At 37.6% G+C, this 14,937-nt stretch carries 19 protein-coding genes, 1 tRNA gene, 1 pseudogene and 1 other annotated feature; of the genes and pseudogenes, 5 read left to right on the plus strand and 16 right to left on the minus strand.

Going from position 1 to position 14,937, the window contains the following annotated elements:
- Positions 1 to 42: 42 nt before the first annotated feature.
- On the minus strand, positions 43 to 528 hold the full coding sequence (locus RB214_RS15070) for a CreA family protein (RefSeq protein ID WP_002957817.1): 486 nt from the start codon (positions 526 to 528) through the stop codon (positions 43 to 45).
- 207 nt (positions 529 to 735) lie between these two features.
- Between RB214_RS15070 and RB214_RS15075 the strand changes: the two genes are divergently transcribed.
- Entirely contained in the window at positions 736 to 1,065 is a 330-nt protein-coding gene (locus RB214_RS15075) for a 5-carboxymethyl-2-hydroxymuconate Delta-isomerase (RefSeq protein WP_002957818.1), read from the plus strand.
- Positions 1,066 to 1,666: 601 nt separating this feature from the next.
- On the opposite strand, the gene RB214_RS15080 is transcribed toward RB214_RS15075, so the two are convergent.
- Both RB214_RS15080 and RB214_RS15085 read right to left on the minus strand, forming a co-directional pair.
- Positions 1,667 to 1,966, minus strand: coding sequence for a HigA family addiction module antitoxin (locus tag RB214_RS15080; RefSeq protein WP_309167712.1), 300 nt, complete (start codon positions 1,964 to 1,966; stop codon positions 1,667 to 1,669).
- Between the two features lie 71 nt (positions 1,967 to 2,037).
- Positions 2,038 to 2,343, minus strand: coding sequence for a type II toxin-antitoxin system RelE/ParE family toxin (locus RB214_RS15085; protein ID WP_309167713.1), 306 nt, complete (start codon positions 2,341 to 2,343; stop codon positions 2,038 to 2,040).
- 597 nt (positions 2,344 to 2,940) lie between these two features.
- Here RB214_RS15085 and RB214_RS15090 point away from each other — a divergent pair.
- Together RB214_RS15090 and RB214_RS15095 are read left to right on the plus strand one after the other, a co-directional pair.
- Positions 2,941 to 3,120, plus strand: a complete 180-nt coding sequence (locus RB214_RS15090; protein ID WP_309167714.1) for a hypothetical protein — start codon at positions 2,941 to 2,943, stop codon at positions 3,118 to 3,120.
- Positions 3,113 to 3,994, plus strand: a complete 882-nt coding sequence (locus RB214_RS15095; RefSeq protein ID WP_309167715.1) for a site-specific integrase — start codon at positions 3,113 to 3,115, stop codon at positions 3,992 to 3,994. Before RB214_RS15090 ends, RB214_RS15095 begins: the two co-directional genes overlap by 8 nt.
- Positions 3,995 to 4,035: 41 nt before the next feature.
- Here RB214_RS15095 and RB214_RS15100 read toward each other — a convergent pair whose 3' ends face one another.
- The 11 genes and pseudogenes from RB214_RS15100 to RB214_RS15150 all read right to left on the minus strand — a co-directional run bounded on the left by RB214_RS15100 (position 4,036) and on the right by RB214_RS15150 (position 11,431).
- Positions 4,036 to 4,398 (minus strand): hypothetical protein, encoded by a 363-nt coding sequence (locus RB214_RS15100; RefSeq protein WP_309167716.1) that lies wholly within the window; start codon positions 4,396 to 4,398, stop codon positions 4,036 to 4,038.
- 51 nt (positions 4,399 to 4,449) lie between these two features.
- Entirely contained in the window at positions 4,450 to 4,722 is a 273-nt protein-coding gene (locus RB214_RS15105) for a hypothetical protein (RefSeq protein ID WP_309167717.1), read from the minus strand.
- 142 nt (positions 4,723 to 4,864) lie between these two features.
- Positions 4,865 to 5,452 (minus strand): hypothetical protein, encoded by a 588-nt coding sequence (locus RB214_RS15110; protein WP_309167718.1) that lies wholly within the window; start codon positions 5,450 to 5,452, stop codon positions 4,865 to 4,867.
- A gap of 73 nt (positions 5,453 to 5,525) precedes the next feature.
- Positions 5,526 to 6,026 (minus strand): annotated as a pseudogene (locus tag RB214_RS15115) (IS3 family transposase); the annotation flags it as partial.
- A gap of 68 nt (positions 6,027 to 6,094) precedes the next feature.
- A complete protein-coding gene (gene ltrA, locus RB214_RS15120) occupies positions 6,095 to 7,618 on the minus strand; it encodes a group II intron reverse transcriptase/maturase (RefSeq protein ID WP_008109360.1) in 1,524 nt (507 codons plus the stop codon).
- A gap of 639 nt (positions 7,619 to 8,257) precedes the next feature.
- Positions 8,258 to 8,641 carry an IS3 family transposase gene (locus RB214_RS15125; RefSeq protein WP_225740975.1) on the minus strand — a complete coding sequence of 128 codons (384 nt, stop codon included), beginning with the start codon at positions 8,639 to 8,641 and terminating at the stop codon, positions 8,258 to 8,260.
- Positions 8,627 to 8,743, minus strand: a sequence feature (AL1L pseudoknot). Its footprint overlaps the gene before it by 15 nt.
- A complete protein-coding gene (locus RB214_RS15130; RefSeq protein WP_008130909.1) occupies positions 8,701 to 9,021 on the minus strand; it encodes a transposase in 321 nt (106 codons plus the stop codon). (Overlaps the previous feature by 43 nt.)
- A gap of 406 nt (positions 9,022 to 9,427) precedes the next feature.
- A tRNA-Ile gene (locus RB214_RS15135) sits at positions 9,428 to 9,504 on the minus strand.
- A 252-nt stretch (positions 9,505 to 9,756) separates the two neighbouring features.
- Complete coding sequence (locus RB214_RS15140) at positions 9,757 to 10,254, minus strand: hypothetical protein (protein ID WP_370660272.1); 498 nt, start codon at positions 10,252 to 10,254, stop codon at positions 9,757 to 9,759.
- A gap of 379 nt (positions 10,255 to 10,633) precedes the next feature.
- Positions 10,634 to 10,792 carry a YqaE/Pmp3 family membrane protein gene (locus RB214_RS15145; protein ID WP_002957822.1) on the minus strand — a complete coding sequence of 53 codons (159 nt, stop codon included), beginning with the start codon at positions 10,790 to 10,792 and terminating at the stop codon, positions 10,634 to 10,636.
- 72 nt (positions 10,793 to 10,864) lie between these two features.
- Complete coding sequence (locus tag RB214_RS15150; protein WP_024597541.1) at positions 10,865 to 11,431, minus strand: BON domain-containing protein; 567 nt, start codon at positions 11,429 to 11,431, stop codon at positions 10,865 to 10,867.
- A gap of 327 nt (positions 11,432 to 11,758) precedes the next feature.
- Between RB214_RS15150 and RB214_RS15155 the strand changes: the two genes are divergently transcribed.
- On the plus strand, positions 11,759 to 12,427 hold the full coding sequence (locus RB214_RS15155; protein WP_309167719.1) for a LiaF domain-containing protein: 669 nt from the start codon (positions 11,759 to 11,761) through the stop codon (positions 12,425 to 12,427).
- A 38-nt stretch (positions 12,428 to 12,465) separates the two neighbouring features.
- On the opposite strand, the gene RB214_RS15160 is transcribed toward RB214_RS15155, so the two are convergent.
- Positions 12,466 to 12,882 (minus strand): VOC family protein, encoded by a 417-nt coding sequence (locus RB214_RS15160; RefSeq protein WP_309167720.1) that lies wholly within the window; start codon positions 12,880 to 12,882, stop codon positions 12,466 to 12,468.
- A gap of 243 nt (positions 12,883 to 13,125) precedes the next feature.
- Between RB214_RS15160 and suhB the strand changes: the two genes are divergently transcribed.
- Entirely contained in the window at positions 13,126 to 13,929 is an 804-nt protein-coding gene (gene suhB / locus RB214_RS15165; RefSeq protein ID WP_309167721.1) for an inositol-1-monophosphatase, read from the plus strand.
- A 53-nt stretch (positions 13,930 to 13,982) separates the two neighbouring features.
- Here the strand turns inward: suhB and RB214_RS15170 are convergent, their stop codons facing one another.
- Positions 13,983 to 14,792 carry an ABC transporter substrate-binding protein gene (locus tag RB214_RS15170; protein ID WP_149603277.1) on the minus strand — a complete coding sequence of 270 codons (810 nt, stop codon included), beginning with the start codon at positions 14,790 to 14,792 and terminating at the stop codon, positions 13,983 to 13,985.
- Positions 14,793 to 14,937 lie beyond the last annotated feature (145 nt).

A 14,937-nucleotide genomic window follows, 5' to 3' on the forward strand; every position in this document is an offset into this window, starting at 1 on the left:
GCTCTTTTAGGTTTTAGTTTAGGTGCTTACGTAGGTGCTAACTTAGTCTTTTTGTGTAAGAGCCCAGTCCCACGCTTGAGTATTGTATAGCGGCACTGTTGATAGCGCATGGTGGTGGCTACCACTGGACTCTTTAGTTGAGTACGATAAGTACAATAAAGTACGATTTTCAGCATCGTAAATACGACGCACTTTTAGTGATTTAAATAATATACTTTTAGATGATTTAAAGATCACTTCGCCCGATTTGCTACGGTCTATTTTTTGTAGCTGCTGCGCTGTAATAGGCCCCGTTTGACGACACGCTATAGACATATCAGAGGGATCAGAAAAGTCCAAATTAGCCTCTATATGACTAATATGACAAGTAACGCCCTCAACAATAGGATCTTGCTGCGAATTCACCACAACATCTTTAGTTGTAAATAACCCAAGGCTTACCGACGCAACATCGTCAGAGCAAGCACTTAACGTAACAATTGCACCTGCAAGTAAAGCTAAACGTTTAAATTTTTGTGGTAATTTCATACTTATCCTTAATGAATATATAGGTAACTTAGTAGATGAGTTACTAAGCGAAGGTTCACCTGTTTGTTTTTATACTAACATCAAAAATAAATACGACTAAATTAGTTTAAAGTAAAGATTTTAGATAGCTCAGGGTTTAGTGACCCCTCTTGTATTTGATACAATTACCTCTCGCTCATGCAGTAACTCATAATAGGAAACGCCTAAATGCCGCACATTATTATTGAACACTCAGAAGACCTCCCCGTTTTACCTCAAGTACTGGTAGAAAAAATTCATACAACCGCTTTCGAAAGTAACTTGTTTGAATTAGAAACCATAAAAACACGTGCTATTGCTTATCAGCAATATCAACTTGGCGCAGGAAAATCAGGGTTTATACATATCGCGGTACATATTTTGGCAGGACGCTCAATTGAGCAAAAACAAATGTTAAGCGAACTGCTACTTTCATGTTTAAAAACATATTGCAGAGCATCAGACAGTCTAAGCGTAAATATTTACGATATTGAGCATGAGATATACCGTAAAAATTAGTTAACTCTTGTAGTTTTGAGCAATAAAAGTAAACACTAGTAAGTAAAAAGCCCCAATAGGGGCTTTTTACTTACTATCTTTGGATACCTGAAGCTTTATTTACGACTTGAAGTTGGGAAGAGATAGCTCGCTCAACAACTTGGCTATATACTCGCTTTTTTCACTCGTTCTAGAATCAAGCACGAAGTCTGAAAGCTTTGAGTTTTGCACTGGTTTCGAGTTAATTAAATTTAAAAACATAAACACTTCTAAAGTTCGTTTTTTTGATCTGGATGGTGATTTTATAAGACCCTCAAGGTAACCTCTAATGAATTTTTCATCTAAGTAATGTTCTATCGCCTGAACGTTATTGTGATAAAAACGTGTTTGACCCTTGCTCTTTTTGACTAATAAATTCACTTGATTTTAACTACCAAACTTCAACCTAAGTTTCCTTATAACCTTCTGAAAAGTAAGAAGAGATCGATAAAGGTAATAGGTAGAATTCTACGTCCCTCTAGCTTTTCTCTTGCCTCAATGAACTCCCAAGCTAGCTCTAGTTTTTGATATACGAATAGAAAAAACCAAAAACCAGCTATTAAGCTGGTTTTTATTTTTACTATTAAGCATATTTTAGTGTGGGGATAACTCTAACTACATCAGGAAGGACCATGTTTTCAGCCTCCCAAGTATCTAACTTTGCCTGCATATTGATCCAGATAGATACTCCTGTACCTGTAGCTTCAGAAAGCCTTCTAGCCATAGCATGAGAGCATTTTGCTTTACCATTCACAAACTCACTCAACGCCTTTCTAGATATACCAAGATACTCAGCGGCTTTAGTAATAGATATGCTTCTTTCATCCAGTATAGTGAACTTGAAAAACTCACCAGGATGTGATGGTTTTCTAGTTTGTCTCATTTTAATCTCCAAATTTCCCTTATTTAGGGGAGGGGCTGTTAAAATAATTAACAGCCTTTTTATGGATAAAACTAGCCTGCTTTGATGTTTTTACCATGATAATCACGATAATCTAATAATACGGCGCCATCATCTTTTATTTGAAACGTGATTCGCCAATTACCATTAACCTCAATACTGAAAACACCTTCACCAGAACCCTTTTTCTCTGAAAACTTACTATTATAAAGGGCTTTCAAATCTTTAGGATGATGGGAAGAGTCTATAGCATCTAGTATATATCCAACTTTTTTTAAGTGGTCGCTTTGAATTCCACTTGGGTTGTCATCGTAAAAGAACCTTTTAAGTCCTTTATGTTTAAAACTTTTAATTGCCATGCCACACCTCCTTCGCATTCCGTATAATTTATATAATTAGTCATAATTTTACCTTATTGGTTTTTTATATTGTTTTATCAACAAACTAATGCCTAACTATTGAATTACTTTATGCTTTTAGCCTTCACTATAGAGGATGTAGTCACTGATCAATCAAAATAGTAACGTGTAACGTTACACTTGTCAATGCATGTTTTTAGTGATTATATTGCCTTGTTGCTATTTCAAAATGAGGCATCATGAGCAATTACCTCCTTTTTTCTGGGCTTTGCACATAGCGGGGTATGGGCTCTTGAGCATCTTACACGTGGATTTCTATTTGCAGATTGAAATTTAAATTAAAGCTACTAATCTAAATGTTAATCAAGCCCTACGGGCAAGAAAAAAACAGGCGCTTTCCTGCTACCTTCAACACGTTGTTACATTCTCTGTAATCCCCACTTCAGAAGCTTTCAGCTTCATTATAAAACCAAGTTTTTTGATTTTTAGGGGCGAATAGGCGTTAGTCGCTGAGCTTAATCAGCCAGTTTTTCTTACAAACACATCGGAGAATAACTATGACCTTTGATGCTAAGGCAGAAGCATTGCGCCTGAAAAATGAAAAAGCTAATCAGTAAAAAACGATTCAAGCCATCAAAGCTCGATATTCATAAACACAAGCTACTAGCGCTTCATAAAGAAGCAACAAGTATTGCTTGTTTACAACGTCGGCTTTTACGTAAAGGAGTAAAAACACATTGGAGCACTGTAAAACGATGGATTGATAAAAATGCCTAAGTTCGCAAAGCCTGAAACGCAAGCGAAGAAGCTAGCTAAAAACTTATACAAGCACAAAGTTATTAAATCGCTTGGCACTGCTCGTAATTATAAAACGGCACTTATAAAAATAGCTCGGTGGTCAAAAGATATTGGAATTAATGGTGTACAGGGTATGAGCCTTCAAGATGCTTATAAATATCTTGATTACCGCAGTGAGTTTGCAGGCCAAAAAACACTGGATATGGAACGGCAAGCAATTCAAGCTATGTTTAAACTCAGTGGCAAACTCGGCCCTAAAGAGACGCTGACTGTAATAAAATCTGAAAAAGAGATAATCGAAAAGTCTCGCGCCTACACTCCAGCCCAAGCTCAAGCAATCAGTGAGCATCAAACTAGAAAATATAATTTATCTACACAAATAGCCTACGCAGCAGGATTAAGAGCCCATGAACTTTTAACAATTGCCAAAGTATCAGAGCGTAAAGCTGATAGCCGCCCTGCGTTAAACAGTAAATGGCTTGGTCGAGAAGGTCGTATTTATACAGTAAAAGGCAAAGGCGGCCTAATCCGTGATGTACTAATACCTAGCGCTCTAGCTACGCAGCTAGAACAAAGGCGCTTAGCGCAGCCTATAACGGTTCGTGATAGGGAAATTAACTATTTGCAACGTTATGATATTGGTGGTGGTCATAAATGGTCATGCTCATTCTCAAAAGCATCTAGTCGTACACTCTTTTTTTCTAATGGCGGACATGGTCTTAGACATAGCTACGCGCAAGAGAGAATGGATGAACTTAAAGGTTTGGGGCTTAGTAGGCAAATAGCTCTTGAAACAGTGTCACAGGAGCTAGGTCACTTCAGGGCTGAAATTACTGAGGTTTATTTAAGGTAATACGTAATAACACTTAATTGATCAGCTTTTTGAGCCCAGCTTCATAAACCAGAAATGAAGTTACCGCAGGCAATCCTAAATACCCCTTCAGACAGTAGCTCTCGATTTGACTTGATCAATAAGTGTTTATCTCGAACAACTTTAAGCCAGCAAATATATAAATCAAATAATTCATCTTTTGATTCCATTTGATTTGGAGCTTTTTCAATCTTAACCAATAATATTACCAACCCCTCAAGTATAGATATTATATTAAGCTTTAAGGATATAGCTAACCTAGCCGTTGATGGAGAGAGTACAGATAAGTCATTATCGCTTGGGTACAACTTTCCGTCTATAAAATCACGACGATACTCTGTTAGCATTTTCGAGATTTGATCTAAGCTAAGCCCACTGCTTTTCACTTTCTGGTTAGCACTTGAGAGCACTTCTTCAAATACACCTTCTAAAAATAACTAACTTTTCATTTCCTGAAGCTTTACTTTGAACTCTTCATTTATTTTTAATACTTCTTCAATACTATTACAATTCTGATGCTTTTCAGCCCAGCTTAAACCTACACTAGATAACTTAAAGACAGTGTCATCACCCTCTATTATTTTCAAAGACCAGTGAACCAAATAAGCATCAAGTTTTGATGTTATATTTCGCTGTTGATGTGCAACTTTTATTGACTCCCTAAAATAAAAAACTAAAACCGCACTAATAGCAGCCCAAAATAATGTCATGTTATCTCCAAAAATACTGTAAAAGTTCAATCATGTGCATATTCCGACGCTACTTACCAGCCGATCTTTATAATCAATAGAGTTTTTATGGACAACATAAAACATTGATTTCAAGGTAACATTAACTTGGACTTGATATCTTTCACTTTTTAATTGCCCCTTCTCTAATTAAAAATTGTCTTGCTTTTGATAGTTGCACCTTATTTTTACCTGCTACTAAAATATCTTTTTCAATAGTTTGTAATTGTTGCTCAAGCATTAAGTTAGCTTCAGCTTGATTTATTTTCCCGAACTTAATCATTGCTGTACGCAGCAACCCTGCTGAATCAAGAAATAGTTTAATATTTTCGATTGCTTGATAAATTTGAATGGCATCAAGCTTTAAGAACTGCTCTTTATCTGAAAGGTACGAGCTAAATTGCTTAATAATTACAACAACATTTTTTAGTTTCTTCTCATAACGTTGGTAAAAGATAAGAGCATCTTTCGGTAGTTCAGCTTGTTGTTCAAATGTCAGATAAGTCTTTGTTAGGTTGTCAATATGAAGCTCTACTAATCCCTCAAAACCAACTATATTTTCGTATGAATGACTATTGTTTTCTCTAATCATATCCTCAAAGATAATTGATATCGCGTGTGAAAAAGTAAACTCATTTTCAGGGATCGGAGTGTCTACTTGGGCTTCTATTTTCTCAAAAAAAGATTGTAACCATGCATTTGCAGCAACCAAAAAACTTAACTGTGATACATAAACATAAGCAATATGAATCGCCCCGAGTTCATCGGAGACCAGTTTGTTTAAGTCAGGCCACTTTACCTGACTCGTTTAAATTATCATAGTAGTCTGTTTCATATTGAGCTGGTGAAATATACCCAATTGAAGATAATAGGCGTTGATTATTAAACCAATTAACCCACTCTAACGTTGCGTATTCAACAGCATCAACATTCTTCCACGGGCCATTTCTGCGAATAATCTCTGTTTTAAATAATCCATTTATTGTTTCAGCCAATGCATTGTCATAAGAGTCACCCACACTGCCTACAGACGCTTGAATTCCAGCTTCAGCAAGTCGCTCAGTGTATCGTATAGACAAATATTGGCTGCCTCTGTCGCTGTGGTGAATTAACCCTTCGGGGTTGCCACGATGCCAAATAGCTTGCTCTAACGCATCAAGAATAAGCTCTGTGTGCATTGTCGTTGATACACGCCAACCTACAATGTATCGTGAAAAAACATCTATCACGAAAGCGACATAAACAAACCCACTCCATGTGGCAAGTAGAGTAAGAGGCAGAACGTAGTCGAACTATTTTTCTGCCTCTCCTCTCCGAACCGTACGTGCACCTTTCAGCGCATACAGCTCTCCGCTTAATTGTGGCTTACAGCCATTACAACATCGCTGTAGCGAGATGTGACAGTATTTCTCATTTCATCTCTAAGATAAGGGTTTGATTCAGGTAATCGCCAACGGAAGGGCAACTTAGGACTGCTCACCAGTCGATATAGTGAAGCGCTACATAAATTACCTCGATTGCTTTTACCAAATAATACCCAAGTCTTGGCCTGATTTGGCGTCGGTCGTTTTATCCACTTCATCATTAATGACTTAACGGAGCAACGATATTTCCGCGCTAGCCATTTTGCTAATTTCCAGAAAACTATACGATCAATTTTACTGTAAACTTTAGCGGTATAATCAGTATGACGATAAAATTGCGCCCAGCCTTTAAGCTTGCGGCTGAGTTGTTCAACTTTGTCTATCTTGCTACAACTGTGATCACTGGATAAAGCTTGGCTCAAGGAATGAGAAAATGCTTTAGCCTTACCATGTGGAATACCAGACACCACACGCATATTCCCTTTAGGACCACGTTTCCTTATGATCCTATGACCAAGGAAGATAAATCCATCATTCACATGCGTAATATGGGTTTTCTCCATGTTAAGTGTGAGTTTAAGTTTACCTTCAAGAAAATTTCGACACTGATCACGAATGGCTTCTGCTTGTTGTTTGTTACCTTTGACAATCACAAGAAAGTCATCGGCATAACGACAATAAGCAACCCCAGGTTTCCATTGTCTATTTTCCTCTAGTGCAATGGTACGCTTATCTTGGATTGTACGATTCCAGTACCAGCGATCTTTACGTGCTTTCTTGCTCAAGTAGCATTTATCCAAATACTGATCAAATTCGTTGAGCATGATATTTGACAATAATGGAGAAATGACACCACCTTGTGGTACGCCTTCGCTTGTTGCACAGAATAGATTACGTTCAATATGTCCTGCTTTGATGAACCGCCAGAGCAATTCATTAAATCGTCGACAATTGATACGCTTACGCACACATGTCATCAGTAATTGATGGTGGACTGTATCAAAATAACTTGATAAATCCCCTTCAATTACCCAGCGCCCACGTGGTTCACTTGAGCCTGTCATTTGTAACTTAACAGTTCTAATGGCGTGATGGACACTGCGTTCAGGTCTAAAACCATAGGATAGTGAATGAAAATCATTTTCCCATATCGGCTCCATTGCCATGAGCATGGCACGTTGCACTATTCTGTCTCTTAAGGTGGGTATGCCTAAAGGGCGTTGCTTTCCATTCGCTTTAGGAATATAAATTCGTCTGGCAGGCATTGGTTGATAATTACCCGAGAGTAAATCATTTCTGATCCCATCTAAGTAATCAGTCAGCTTATCCTGTAAGTGAATTTTAGTTATTCCATCAACGCCAGGTGTTTTGGCACCTTTTGAAGAAAGCGTTACTTCAGCCGCTTGGCAAAGCCATTGTGGGTGACTGATAAGGCGCAGTAATCGATTAACGCGACGCGCTTTATCTGTTGCTGTCCATGTTGCTAATTTACGTTGCAGTTCGCTGATTATCACAGGTCTTCACCTCATTAAGGTCAGGTAATTTGCTTGCGCAAATCAATTAAACTGCGCCCCTTCGCCATGTAATGGGCTTTCCCCATCTCAGACTACTACGAACGCTCCGCCAGCTTGTTTGTCATCGGGGTCGTGCTCCCTTAGCATTCAAACAAACCTTCCCCGGTTTACCTATCTGAACTCGAACATATTGGGGTGGATGCCGATCGCAGTCTTTAACCTTATCGTGCTGTAAGGTGATAATACTTAAACGCTGAATTGTGATTTAGCGTTTATCCATTGATAAATACCTACGTGTGATTTATCAAGTCGGCAATAATACTCATACATTTAGTATTATTGCAGCATCATATTGCCTGTTAATTCGTGTAGGCAATGGCGACGTTTCAGCCCATAGATGCGGGTTAATCGGTTCATGTACTTCATCCGTCCAATACTTAGTCTAGAAGAGCATCTTGGCGTAACGAATTCGCCTCACTCCCCGTTGTCAGCGAGTTCCATCACCTTATCAGCATACGATAAGTCACTGCCGCTCAGACTCAACTATCTGCACAACCAGATAGTGCCATAAACAATTTGGCTCCTACCGTATTGCTCATGTATTTCAGATAGACTCGTGGTTCATTAAAGCATTCCTTGCTAGTGCTGAACTCCGGGCACACCATAGGTGATGTCAGCTACCCAAAGTTGATTTGGCTGCTCAGCAGTAAATTGACGATTAACTAAATCAAGTGGCTTATCTTGTTGCTCGTCAGGTATCGTTGTCTTATGTGCTTTACCCCGACGAACACCTTGAATTCCCATAACTCGCATCAATCGTTCGACTGTACAGCGGGCGACTTGATGGTCGTCAAGCTGTAGCTGCTTCCATATTTTTCTTGCACCATAAACTGACATATTATCCTCCCACACTTCGCGAATGAGTATTATCAGCTCAGCATCACGCTTTTTGCGGTTAGACAGTCGCTCAGGCTCTCTTTGTATCTGTTTATGAGAATAATACGTTGATGGTGCAATCGGCAATTCCTTGCAAATTGACTCGACACCGTAATGCTCTCTGCAAGCATCAATAAAATCCACTATTACTTCTGTTTGCGGTCGAGCTCCGCTTGGGCGAAAAAAGCGGCAGCTTGCCTCAGGATATCATTCGTTCGCTTGAGCTCTTTATTCTCGCGCTCTAAGACGGCAAGGCGTTCTTCAGTTGATTGCGTATTAGAAGAGGGTTTAGACGGTTGAGCTTGAGATTTCTTGACCCATGCTCTAAGTGTTTCTGGGGTACATCCCAGTTTATCTGAAATCGATACTAGCGCAGCCCAAAGAGAAGGGTATTCATGCTGTTGTGTGGTAACAAGCCTAATTGCACGTTCACGAAATTCTGATGTATAGCGATTTGATTTTTTCATAGTTCCAGTTTCTCAAGTTATTGAGTCTCTGGCAAACACGGGGCGATTCAATACGATGTTCTAAGTCCTTTTTTATTTTATTTTGGGCTATAACTCTAACTTTAAAACTCAAGAAAGCTGATATTAGGGCTCCAAATAAGCCACTTAGTATAGAAATCAGTAGGGTATAGCCATTATCCATATATTGCCTCATATGCTTTAACAGCCAATAAAATAATGACTGCAATGAATCCTTTTTAGTTAGCTCTATTAAAAAGAGACCAAATGCGTACTTTAAAGATATTAATTGCAATATCAATTAATTTGATAGGACTATTTTTAATAATTGATTTATAGTGAAAAGTAGCACAGAGGTAGCACAGGGTAATTTCGGTTAGTAGGTATTTACTTGGGAATTTTGTAAAAGTGGTGGCCCCTCCCAGACTCGAACTGGGGACCTAACGATTATGAGTCGTGTGCTCTAACCAACTGAGCTAAGGGGCCAACTTTATATAACTGCCAGGCAGTTAATTTTTGAAGCGTTCAGTCACAGAGCGACTAAAGCGGGTTGCAGTATAAAAACTTTTTAGGTGCTTGTCACTACCAAAAACCTTTATTTTAACAATCAACAAGCTAACTGCTTAAATAGTAATCTTTTAAGTGGGAATAAACATAAAATGTAAGATATTTCCCGTGCTATTCACTGCATTAAATTATAAAAAACCCTATCCCATATAGTCTTTTATATTTAACCCTCTACTTTTTAAGCAAAGCTAACATATATGTATAGGCATACAAGGCTGTAAAAAATATGCTTGGGGCTACTGTCAGTGCCAAATTAGGTGTCTGATTAACTACATTCACCATAATCACTAAGCTCGATTGAACAGTAATCGGAATAATAGGCGCCAAAAGTACGCCTGCTATTTTTTTATTACTTAAATACGAAGCGCTAGAGTTAATTGCATTATTAAAACTTTGTCGTATTGCTACGTTTTGTGGTGTTTTAGAATGAAACATACAAATAATTGGAGTTACGAACGCAAGCGTTACATAACTAAACTTATACTTGTTGACGACCTTTTCTAAAATAAAGGTAAAAAACAGCGTTACAAATCCACTATACAAACCTTGCACTAATGCAGCTTGAAGAGTGACCGATTTAGCAATGTCTGCCGCACTATTTGCCCAGTAGGCCCAACTAAAATAAAAAACGAAAGACACAACGCCTGACATTATAAGTCGAATATTCAATTAACTACCTCAATATGCCTAGAACCTAGTTTAATGATAACACTAGAAGTGAAGGTAATATTGTCACTAAATAATAAAGTATTTGATTGTATATTGTAGATGTATAAACACACTAATGTTGAAGATTTCCTAAATGGCATCAAGTCAGAAACTGAGCGCGACTGTTAGCTGGAAAGCTTATTAGTAAACAATAAATATAGTTTTAAAATAATATTGGGAGTGGGTTAAGGAAGTGAATTAATGGGTTGAAGAGCTTTAAAAATTGGATTTAACCTAAAAACTATCTAAAAACTCTCTAAAAACTAATATTGTGAGCCGATCGGTACTGAAGTATTTAGCTAAACCTCAGTAGTCGGCTTACACAATATATAATCTGTCATTATTTTTTCGCAATAATGTAGATTGCATGTATTAACCCTGGGAAATAACCTAGCAGTGTTAATAGAATATTTAACCAAAAATGCATACCTAAGCCAACTTGCAAAAACACACCTAATGGCGGTAATAAAACCGAAAGTATTATACGAATAATATCCATGATCAAACTCCATTTAAATTAAGCATTAAAAAGACTTAAAGCCCAGCATTACTGGGCCTTAACCATACTGTATTATTCAGCAACAATAGCTAGTTTATCAACTACGTCGCGAACATCTTCAGCATTTTTAGCAATTTTAACTGCTAGTTGCTTTTCAGCTTCAGACTCTACAGAGCCATTCAGAGTTACCACACCGTTGTCGGTATCAACATCAATGTCTGTACCACCTACTTCTGAGTCAAACAGGAATCGAGTTGTGATTACAGTGGTGATTTTAGCGTCCGTTAGGTCGTTATCATCATCGTCCATCATGTCGTTGCTTTTATCTTCGGTGTCCATGCTTTTAACAACAGTAAGGCTGTTATCAACATCAGTTACACCATCTAGGCTAAGTACAAGTTCTTCTGCTAGCTCTTTATCAAGTTCGCTATTAACTTTACCTGTAAGTACTACCTTGCCATTTTTTACATCAGTGTTAATGTCAAAGTTGTTTAGATTAGTGTTCATAAGTAGAACGGTTTCTGCCTTACCATCAATCCAAGCATCTTTACTTTCGTTTTCCCAGCTGTTTGCTTGGGCACCCATAGCCGTAGTACCAAGAACTAGAGCTGCGATAATAGATTTGTTAAATGTTTTCATAATCTTTCTCCTTTTGATTAAAGACACTTTAACTAATGCGAGCTTCAGGCCAACTTTATTTATACTTAAAATTCAAGGGCTTGAGTTAATTAAAAGATAAAACCTTATCTATGTTTGTGTAACTATTTACAGGCTACTCGGTAAAACTTTCTCAAATAGTGAAAATAGCTAGATAGTTGCTCTTTTGGTTAATCTATCGTTAATATAACAAAACAAAAAACACCGTTAAAAATAACCAATTGATAATTAATGAAATTATATTTGGTACGCGGTTTGCAGCTTAACTACAAGAGCAGTATCAATAGTAAATATAAGAAGGAATAACTCATGTCTGTAAAAGTTGAAGACCGCCCAATAGAACAAGTACGCGAACAAGTGATTGATCAATTAATTTATAATTACAGTCATGGTGTTATTTCTGTTGATGCATTTGAAAGACGTTTAGATAATGCGATGGATGCACCTAATAACGAAGTACTACTAGCCTTAGTAGAAGATTTAACACTTAATACCGATCAGCAATATAAAGCAGAAAAACAATCGCAATTTACACCACATTATAGTGCACAGCAAAACAGTGATGATGATTTTACATTACGCAGTATTTTAGGATCTAACGAGCGAAGTGGTCAGTGGGTTGTGCCAAAAAATATATATCTGAGTAACTTTATGGGATCGGTGGTGCTTGATTTTACCGATGCTATTTTTGCGCATCAAAATGTAACTATTCACGTTAACTGTATTTTTGGTAGCGATGAAATTTACGTACCAGAGCATGTCAATGTAGTGTCTAAAATGTTTTGTATTTTAAGTAGCCTTGAAAATAAATCTGTGTCGCTTAACAAACGCCAAGGCCCTACAATTCATATTGAAGGAAAGGCAGTAATGGGCTCGGTTGAAGTGAAAATAAAGCGCACAATTAAAGAAAAATTTATAAGCTTTGCAAATGAGCTAAAAACCCAGTTTGGCACGGGTAATAATAACCGCTCACTATAATTGAGTAGCAGCACTTTAACGTGCTGCTTGGTATTTTATTATAAATCGTTATTTCGCTCGCTTGGTATATCACTTAAATACTCTACAAACTCAACTTCAAACCCTGCAGGATCAATAAAGTAGACATTCTTTCTGAAAGGATTCTCGCTACCTAGCTTGCTTAGAGTAAAACCCGCTTTATTTAAGCGCATTACTACTGCGCTTAAATTATTAGTTACATAAGCAAAGTGTGCAAAACCAATTTGATGGCCCGATAAGTTTCTGTTTTCACCTTCACCATGACTGCTTATCGCAATGTAATGCGTGTCATCTCCAAAGTGTACCCAGCGTCTTGGTTTTCCATGCCAATCACCTCTGCCCTCACTTCTAATCGACCAATGTGGAAATACAGCGCGATAAAATGTAAGCATACTATCTATATCACTCGCGACTAAGTTTACGTGCTCTAAATACATAATGTTATCCTATCAGTTAAGTTAGGAGCACGATAAAACCTCAAGTTAACTTTAGGTAAAGTGTTATTTAAATTTAATTTATTTAAATGCAGATAATTATTTTTTAAAAATATATAAACTTTTCAATCTTGTATAAAAAACAAACACAAGTATTTGGGGTTTATTGTTTACTTTATGGCAAAAGTCGCTAAAATACGCCGGCTGAAATATATAAACGTTCTTTTACAACCCAAAGGTAATACCATGCATCCAATGTTAAACATTGCGGTTCGCGCTGCGCGCAACGCAGGCAAAATTTTACTTCGCGCAAGTGAAGATTTATCAAAAGTTGAAGTGCAACAAAAAGGCGCTAACGACTTAGTAACTAACATTGATAAAGAAGCCGAAGCCGTAATTCGTGACACTATTTTACAGTCTTACCCTACTCACTCAATTGTTGGTGAAGAACTAGGTGAGCATAAAGGCAAGGATGATGATTACCAATGGATTGTAGATCCTATCGATGGAACAACTAACTTCATCAAAGGTATCCCTTATTACGCGGTTTCTATCGCACTTAAAGTTAAAGGTCGTTTAGACCAAGCTGTTATTTATGATCCAATTCGTGGTGAGCTTTTCACTGCATCTCGCGGTCAAGGCACTCAGTTAAACAGTAAACGTCTACGCGTTAGCAAAACTACGGTTCTTGCAGGCACTGTACTTGCTACTGGTTTCCCTTTTAAAAACAAAAACCACATGGATGCATACACTGAAGCGTTTAAAGCATTATTTGTACACACTGCTGATATTCGCCGTGCAGGTTGTTCTGCTTTAGATATGGCATACGTTGCAGCTGGCCGTGTTGATGGATTTTTTGAAATTGGTTTAAAACCTTGGAACTCTGCTGCGGGCGAACTAATGGTTAAAGAAGCGGGCGGTATGGTTGTAGATTTCGCCGGTGGTAATAACTATAACCACAGCGGCAATATTATCTGTGGTTCACCAAAACTGACTCAAGCAATTATTCGCGAAATTCGTCCAGTATTAACTGAGTCATTACTTCGCTAATTAAATGCTATTAATAGCATACTAAAAAGGAGCCTAGGCTCCTTTTTTTGTGCTTAAAAATAAGGGTTATCTAGCTTTAATTCTACTGTTTTACCTTTTTCGTAAGGTAACGAGTTTAAATCTTTTGCGAAATATTCATCAAATAAAGCATCAAACTCGCCATTTTTTTGCATTATCTCAAGCCCTTTTTTAATTGCCACTGCAAGCTCTGGCTTACTATTTGATACAAAATAATAAAACCCTGTCGGATAACTCATATATAAATTAGGTACTATCACTAGGTTACTTTGTTTATTTGCCGCTAGCTCTGAATTAACCTCGATAAATGAACGTGGGAAGTAATCAATACGCCCTGCACTTGTTAAGGCAAACATAGCCTGATAATTTGCAAACGGCCTTATATGCAGGCCATTAAACGCCATTATTTTTGTATCTGGCCAATCATGACCTTGTACCGCAGAAAGCCTGCCTAACTGCTCTAAGCTAGTAACACCTTTAAATCTAGCAATGCTGTTCTTACTTGTTAATAGTGCCCTTTTACCTATGTAGCCTTTAAATAATGGGATTTTAATCGCAATAGCTAAAGACTCTCTTTCGGGGCTGCTCATACTCCAGTATAAATCTAAATTTTTTGTATCTAGTGCTATTAAAGTACGTTGTTGATGGGGATGAATTAAAACGGGGTTAATCTCTGCAGGGTATTGTGCGCTCACCAATGCTTTTTCTAATAGCTCGTTAAGGTAGTCGTCACGAGCATATTGCACACGCTGCTCCTGCGCTACATTTACGATATTTACCTCACTCGCTAAAGCGCTGCATACAAACAAACTTACTACGTTAATCAAATACTTTAATGGCAACATAATTATCACCCTAGTTATTATCGGTAGTTTTAACAGTTATTATTGATAGTTTAAATTATCGCGTTATTTAAGCTAAACAGCTTCCAGCGCCTAAATATAAGATGACGATATTATGTAACTGTACTTATTAATAACCGCGCTATTA

It is taken from the genome of Pseudoalteromonas sp. HL-AS1 (assembly GCF_031198785.1).
Lineage (GTDB): Bacteria > Pseudomonadota > Gammaproteobacteria > Enterobacterales > Alteromonadaceae > Pseudoalteromonas > Pseudoalteromonas distincta.